Genomic DNA, 6,864 nt, shown 5'->3' with positions numbered 1-6,864 from the left:
AAATGATATTTTGCCATACAAATAGCGACCCCCAAAAGTTAGATTTTTTGGTCTAACTTTTGGGGGTCGCTGCATTTAGGTCATTTTATGGTGTTTTTTGCTCGGAACTTGGACATATCTACTAAAAAATCCTCTTTTTGCCTAAGTTTATTTTTGGTAACTGGCTATTTCTATGCTAGAATGTGCCTAGTTCTATTTGAAAGGGATGAATACATTGGGCAATATTTATTTAGATCATGCAGCGACGACGCCGATGCATCCGTTGGTAATCAAAGAAATGATGGATATCATGGAAGGGACATTTGGCAATCCTTCGAGCATTCATGGATTTGGTCGGATGGCTCATGAAAAATTAGAAAATGCTAGACAAATCGTGGCAGATAGTTTGCACGTCCGCTCGCATGAGATTATTTTTAACAGTGGCGGAACGGAAGGTGATAATACTGCGATTCTTGAAACAGCATTCTCACGTCAAAATGAAGGGAAACATCTAATCACTACAGTTATTGAACATCCAGCAGTCTTAAATACGATGAAGTCTCTTGAAAAAAAAGGTTTTGAGGTTACATATCTACCAGTTGACCAAAAAGGGAATATCTCAATCGCTGATTTCCGCTCGGCTTTAAGAGAAGACACTATTTTAGTCTCAATCATGTACGGGAACAATGAAATCGGCAATTTATTACCAATCAAAGAAATCGGTGAAATTTTGCGAGAACATCCAGCCTATTTCCATACGGATGCTGTTCAAGCTTATGGTAATCAAACGATTCATCCTCAAGAGTTAGGAATCGATCTTTTGAGCATATCTGGTCATAAAATCAATGGACCTAAAGGAATCGGTTTTTTATATAAAAGAGATGGCGTGAATATCCCACCTTTGCTTTTAGGCGGAGAACAAGAAGAAAAACGCCGTGCCGGTACAGAAAACTTAGCGGGGATCTGTGGATTAGCAAAAGCGATAGAAATATTAACGCTGGAAGAAAGAGAAGCACGTAACAAAAAATACTTGGGCTTCCAACAACTGATTTTAGATAAATTGGCAGAGAATGAGATTGAATATGCGATCAATGGTGATTTGACGAATAAATTACCTCATGTACTGAATTTACGTATTCCAGGGATCGTCAACGATCTATTATTGATGAAATTGGATCTACAAGGCTTTGCGATCTCAATCGGTTCGGCATGTACTGCTGGAAATATCGAACCTTCTCATGTACTAGAAGCCATGTATGGAAAAGGAACACCATTCTTGAAAGAATCCATCCGCATCAGTTTTGGCTATGGGAATACAGAAGAAGAAGTCCAACGATTTGCTGATGGTTTAGTCAAAGCAATCTAAGCGCTAAAAAACCTAGTAAAACGAGTTAGAAACTTTTATAATAAAGAGGAAACTAAACTTACTGAGGTGAAAAAAATGGCATTTGAACAAACAGCGTCCGTACTCGGTTCTCCAGTTAGCTACCGTTTACATCCAGATGCAAAAAGATACACATTACGCGACAATGGCTTTACAGAAACAAATGGCGGGAACTATCAATTGATTCGTCCGCTTGATGCAACACCACAAAGCAAAGAGGGTTTTAAATTAAAAATCACGGTTGCAAAAGACATCAAGACAATGAAGATGTCGATCACGACAGCCAATGGCTTGCGTGCAGTCGATATTTTTAAAGATCCAAAGCAAAAAATGAGTCAAGATAAGTTTTATTTCTTGATGGATAGCATGATCAGCCGTGGACTATTTGAAAAAGTAGAAGGCTAAGTACTCATGTGACACAATAAAGAAAAACAAAAAAGTACCCAAACACTAGGAAAACAAGTGCATGTATCGTCTTCATGTGACGGCGAGCATGCGTAACTGTCCTTCCTAGCGCTTGGGTACTTTTTTATTTATCGGTCAATGATCATTCAACTTTTGACCATTCATCTAATGTTTTTCCTTGGGCATCTTTTAGTTCTAACCAACTATTTGTTCCGCCATAATACAGTAATAGGCTAGCTTCATTCACACTTTTGACGATGATATCCTCCACAACTTTCCCATCTTTGATCTGCTCTTGGTAGTCAGCCCGCATCTTATCTCCATATTTCGCGGCATAACTAACCGAACCATCTTTATTCAAAGGGGCATCAAGTAATAACGTCGCGCCAGCTTTGATCAACATCTCATTGCGACTGATCCAGTAAAGTGTTGCCTTGCTACCACGAAATTCCACAGTAAAAGGAATCTCGCTGATTTGTTTCGTCCACCGATGACGCGCTTTGGCAGGTTTCTTTTTCGTTGCAGTAAGCGGAGCAAATCCGTAGCCAAACGTTGATAACACAGTCGTTACTTTTTCGATCGTCGGGGCTAATTTTTTGGTTGCTTCAACTGGGATTTTTTCTTTGAAATCTTTGTCTTTTTCTAATGTTAGACCAGCTTCGGCGGCTTGATTATTCATTAGATACATAAAATAATCTGCTTCAAGATCCCATGGTAAATGGATAGTGATGACTTGGTCAAAGGATTTTGGGCGGATCTTTGTACCAATTGCCAGACACTTTTTATCTAAGTAATAAAGATAAAAGGAATTTTCTATTTCTTTTACTGGCTTTGAACAAATAGAGAGTTGGATTTGTTCTTCCTCTAATTGGATCTGTGTTTCAGAAGCAGTGATCGTGGTGTGAAAACTAACCTTAGTCATAGGTGTATCCTCCCGTTTTTTTCTACAGTGTACCATGTTTTTCAAGCAATAATAAAATAATCATAATTATAAAAAAATATAAGACAAATGAATGGTAAAATACAGAAAGAATACAAAATTAGGAGGCGTTATGCAGAAATACTGGAAAAAGAATATTAATTTATTTTTGATGGGACAATTTTTATCAGGAATCACAAGTATGGTCGTTCAATATGCTATTATTTGGTATTTGACGCAAGAAACAGGTTCTGCAACTATTTTAAGTTTTGCCACATTATTAGGAATGCTGCCGATGGTTCTATTAAGTCCGTTTGTTGGGCCGCTGATCGATCGCTGGGATAAGAAAAAATTATTGATTTATACGGATATCATTGTTGCGATCTTTGCACTTATTTTATCCATTGTAGGAACAGTGATGTCGACCTTTCCGCTCTGGTTAGTGTTTGTCTCTTTATTTATTCGCTCGGTCGCACAGACATTTCAAATGCCGACGATCCAATCAATTTTACCAACAATGGTTCCAGAAGAAGAATTAACAAGGGTCAATGGGCGATTGGGGATGGTGCAATCAGCGAATTATATCGTTGCTCCTGGATTAGGTGCTTTTTTATTTGCTGCGGTACCGATGAATGCTTTGATTCTTTTGGATGTATTAGGTGCCGTTCTTGGTGTAGGATTGTTGATTCTTGTGGTAATTCCCAAGATGGACATCCAAGGAGAAGCAGTTCATTTGTTAGCTGATACTAAATTTGGAGTAAAGAAACTATATGAGAAGCGAGGGTTATGGCATATCATGCTCAATGGGGCAGTTTTCATGCTGTTGTTCATGCCTGCCGCAAGCTTATATCCACTGATGACCATGGGTTATTTTAATGGCACAGTTGGACAAGCGGGATTGATCGAAGTCATTTACGCCATTGGGATGTTAGTCGGAGGCGCAATTATTGGTTTTTCTGGTCATTTTAAGAATCGAATGCAGCTAGTGATTGTCTCCTATATCGTCTTAGGGGTATCCGTCACAGCGAGTGGTTTATTGCCAGCAACCTCACAAGGATTTATTTACTTTGTTCTGTTGAATGCCATTGCCGGTTTGGCTACGCCTTACTACAATACATTAGTCATGGCGATGATCCAACAAAGTTTTGAGCCAAGTATTTTAGGAAGAGTGTTGGGTGTGTTCAATTCACTGATGTCTCTGCCTGGTCCAATCGGTTTGATCTTTGCTGGACCACTAGCAGATGCCATTGGTGTGGAGAAACTATTTGTGATTGCTGGTGTCGGTACATTACTTTGCGCAATTGCACTGTACATGGTTCCTTCAGCCAGAAACTACGATTTAGAATTACAAAGTAAACATAGCTAAAACAAAGCAATAAATTTCTTTTTTAAAAATAGGCATTGATTGCCTATTTTTTTGTTTTCACATACGATATTTATAAAGGAGAGTGAGCTTAGATGAATTATTTTATCAGCGATATGCATTTTTTCCATGAACGGTTGCTCGGTAATAGTGATTTTTCGCCGAGACCATTTAAAAATATTGCCCGCATGCACCATCAATTAATCACTAGTTGGAATGCAGTCGTAAAGGAATCCGACCATGTTTATCATCTAGGGGACCTCGCGATGCACCCTAAGTATGAAAAAGGTAGCGCAGAAATTCTTTCCTTAGTCAAAGAACTGAATGGCACGATCCACTTTATCAAAGGGAATCATGACAGTCGGGCCTTTTTCAACTACTTGGAACAACATGATCCGTGGAAAAAGGAAGGAAAGCAAAAATTTCACTTTTATGATGTAGGTGTCATCATAAAATTCAATCACCAACAATACTATCTGACCCATTATCCATTGTTGCTCGGAGGCAATGATAAAATACGCAATCTTCATGGACATATCCATCACTACAGCGTACCCATCGGCAACGACGTCAATGTAGGAGTAGATGCGCCGGAGCGAGAATTATTAAAAGCAAAACGCCCGTTTGGCACGCCACTTTCGGAAGCAGAGATTGAAGAAATCTATGAAGCAAAGTTTCAAGAGCTACAAAAAATTCAACGCTAAACATCGTTCGATAATTTTAAACCGTTAGTTATTTTTAAATTATTCTTAATTAAAGAATAGTTTAGATAATAAGCGGTTTTTGTTTACATTTAAATCCATTTTTATTCTAAATTTTAAGTTATTATAAATCCATATCAAATAGAGAGGTGATGACATATGATCAAAAAATTGAGTGTAAGTTTAGCTTCTGTTGGCCTATTCAGTGCATTTGCTTTTGGTGCTGTTCCTACCTTTGCTGACACATCGCAAGGAACAGAACAAATCGGTGAAGAAGTAGAAACAAAAGAAGAACTATTAAAAATGTTGCAAGAAGAATACGGCACAGAAGACAGATTTTATCTTGAATTTGAGGATGATGAATACAAAGAAGAAATCAATCCAGTAACTGGAATGGCTAGAACCACTGATAAAAAAACAGGGGAAACGGAAGAATATGAAGCATTCGGGGAATTTGAATTATTTACAAAAGAAGAATTTCTAAAATCACTACAAGAAGAATATGGGACAGAGGACAAATTCTTTTTAGAGTATGAAGATGATCAAACGAAAGAAGAAATCAATCCGATTACTGGAATGGCTCGAATAACAGATAAGGAAAAGGGGACGATTGAAGAGTACGATGCGTTCAAAGCACTTGAAACAGTCACAAATGACAAACTGCTTCAAACATTGCAAGAAGAATATGGTACAGAAAATCGGTTTTATCTAGTCTATGAAGATGAAGAGATCAAAGAAGAGATTAATCCTGTAACAGGAATGAGTCGACTGACTGATAAAGAATCCGGTGAAGTCGATGAACTCTCCCTCATCGAAGAGACAGAAGTTGCTGGATCAGAAGAATAACCATTAGGAAAAGTAGGTGAGAAGAAAGTGGGGGATGGATTACCTCAAGAAATAAGGCGACAGCTACAAAAATTGTTTTCAAATTTTTGTAGCTGTCGCTTTTCTGATGAGATTACTTCTGTTCCCAACGTATATTCGGTTTTAGGGTGTGAGACAAAAGGAAATGTTCTTTTGTCTCACACCTGTTTTATTTTCGCCATTCATCTAGATCCTAGGTGAAAAAGTGTAAAGTCCATTTGTTCAATCCTTGTTAACAACTTTATAGATTCATCAGACATAAAATCCAATGAGCTATTGAAAGTTTAAAGAATACAATTGACGAGTTTTCCTTGATTATTCAATCCTTTACCAACAGTGGCTGTCCTATCATTCAAACGTTTAAGATCATTCGTGATATTTGTTGAGTAGACGATAAGGACCTCTTCAGGATAATAGTTGGACTGTGTTCAATGGACCATAAGTTCCATATTCAGGATTTTTTCAAAAATAATATTATCTACAGAGTTTCCAATAGTGAAGAACCTTCGTGGTAGGATTTTTGCTAACCGTTCTGCTTGCTTGTATAAATACATATTATTGTCTTAACGTTTGTATTCTTTCAATTGATTTTCATCTAAATGAGGTATCTGATTGTAATAAATAATTGGCATTTCCTTGAATGACTGATAGACTTCCACTTCAGCATAGACCTGTATACTTGAGAATTGAAGTGAAACAATTAATAAAAAAATTGTGAAAAAAAGTTTAATATCCATAATAATCTCTCTTTTTTCTATGATAAAATAATAACATATAATTTTTTTCAAAAAATATATTTTTTGTTTTTTATCGTAATTGAAAAAAAAGAGAATATATAATTTAAAATTATTAATATAATAAAATTTCGTGTTTATAATAAATTATTTCCATGTTGAGTGTTTGGTTATATGTTATTTAAACTTTTGTATTAAATAACTAATTATCAATTTTTTTGATTATTTAAAATGAAGCGAAGATAGGAGTAGCTTATGAATGAGTACAAAATCGGCTTGTGTATGTCAATGTCCTTATCTATTCTGTGTATTATTGGTTCGCTGATTGATGGACGTGGACTAATTGGATTGTTGTTAGTTTTTTTAACAATTATTCCAGGATTTTTTGGGATCTATTTTACAACTAAAATCACTATGGATAAGCTTCTGAAATCTTTTTTGTTCATCGTAAATTATTTATTCGCAACGCATCTTCATATCAGATATTTAATCCAGTTTTTAACGAGGGTTCTATA

The 6,864-nt window shown here is 36.5% G+C and carries 7 protein-coding genes; 5 read left to right on the top strand and 2 right to left on the bottom strand.

What is annotated here, in order from left to right; all coding sequences use genetic code 11:
• The first annotated feature begins 214 nt into the window (after positions 1 to 214).
• Positions 215 to 1,345 carry a cysteine desulfurase family protein gene (locus I2F89_RS10420; protein WP_324250209.1) on the top strand — a complete coding sequence of 377 codons (1,131 nt, stop codon included), beginning with the start codon at positions 215 to 217 and terminating at the stop codon, positions 1,343 to 1,345.
• A 75-nt stretch (positions 1,346 to 1,420) separates the two neighbouring features.
• A complete protein-coding gene (locus I2F89_RS10415) occupies positions 1,421 to 1,768 on the top strand; it encodes a DUF1831 domain-containing protein (RefSeq protein ID WP_010736189.1) in 348 nt (115 codons plus the stop codon).
• 142 nt (positions 1,769 to 1,910) lie between these two features.
• Here I2F89_RS10415 and I2F89_RS10410 read toward each other — a convergent pair whose 3' ends face one another.
• On the bottom strand, positions 1,911 to 2,690 hold the full coding sequence (locus I2F89_RS10410) for a hypothetical protein (protein WP_108173560.1): 780 nt from the start codon (positions 2,688 to 2,690) through the stop codon (positions 1,911 to 1,913).
• 91 nt (positions 2,691 to 2,781) lie between these two features.
• Here I2F89_RS10410 and I2F89_RS10405 point away from each other — a divergent pair, with 91 nt between their 5' ends.
• The 3 genes from I2F89_RS10405 (at position 2,782) to I2F89_RS10395 (ending at position 5,597) form a co-directional block, all read left to right on the top strand.
• Positions 2,782 to 4,053, top strand: a complete 1,272-nt coding sequence (locus I2F89_RS10405; RefSeq protein WP_267473331.1) for an MFS transporter — start codon at positions 2,782 to 2,784, stop codon at positions 4,051 to 4,053.
• A 92-nt stretch (positions 4,054 to 4,145) separates the two neighbouring features.
• Complete coding sequence (locus I2F89_RS10400; RefSeq protein ID WP_071866666.1) at positions 4,146 to 4,754, top strand: metallophosphoesterase; 609 nt, start codon at positions 4,146 to 4,148, stop codon at positions 4,752 to 4,754.
• A gap of 156 nt (positions 4,755 to 4,910) precedes the next feature.
• Positions 4,911 to 5,597 carry a hypothetical protein gene (locus tag I2F89_RS10395; RefSeq protein ID WP_195514302.1) on the top strand — a complete coding sequence of 229 codons (687 nt, stop codon included), beginning with the start codon at positions 4,911 to 4,913 and terminating at the stop codon, positions 5,595 to 5,597.
• A gap of 581 nt (positions 5,598 to 6,178) precedes the next feature.
• Here I2F89_RS10395 and I2F89_RS10390 read toward each other — a convergent pair.
• Positions 6,179 to 6,352, bottom strand: a complete 174-nt coding sequence (locus tag I2F89_RS10390; protein WP_157811366.1) for a hypothetical protein — start codon at positions 6,350 to 6,352, stop codon at positions 6,179 to 6,181.
• Positions 6,353 to 6,864 lie beyond the last annotated feature (512 nt).

It is taken from the genome of Enterococcus sp. 1001283B150225_161107_E12 (genome assembly GCF_015556925.1).
GTDB classification, from domain to species: Bacteria; Bacillota; Bacilli; order Lactobacillales; family Enterococcaceae; genus Enterococcus_B; species Enterococcus_B mundtii.
Note: the sequence above shows the minus strand (reverse complement) of the source record. Positions and strands in the feature narration are given on the sequence as shown.

Excerpts from the sequence above, each read along its gene's own strand:
- I2F89_RS10415 (WP_010736189.1), top strand. The coding sequence starts at position 1,421 with ATGGCATTTGAACAAACAGCGTCCGTACTCGGTTCTCCAGTTAGCTAC.
- I2F89_RS10410 (WP_108173560.1), bottom strand. The coding sequence starts at position 2,690 with ATGACTAAGGTTAGTTTTCACACCACGATCACTGCTTCTGAAACACAG.
- I2F89_RS10405 (WP_267473331.1), top strand. The coding sequence starts at position 2,782 with ATGGTAAAATACAGAAAGAATACAAAATTAGGAGGCGTTATGCAGAAA.
- I2F89_RS10400 (WP_071866666.1), top strand. The coding sequence starts at position 4,146 with ATGAATTATTTTATCAGCGATATGCATTTTTTCCATGAACGGTTGCTC.
- I2F89_RS10395 (WP_195514302.1), top strand. The coding sequence starts at position 4,911 with ATGATCAAAAAATTGAGTGTAAGTTTAGCTTCTGTTGGCCTATTCAGT.
- I2F89_RS10390 (WP_157811366.1), bottom strand. The coding sequence starts at position 6,352 with ATGGATATTAAACTTTTTTTCACAATTTTTTTATTAATTGTTTCACTT.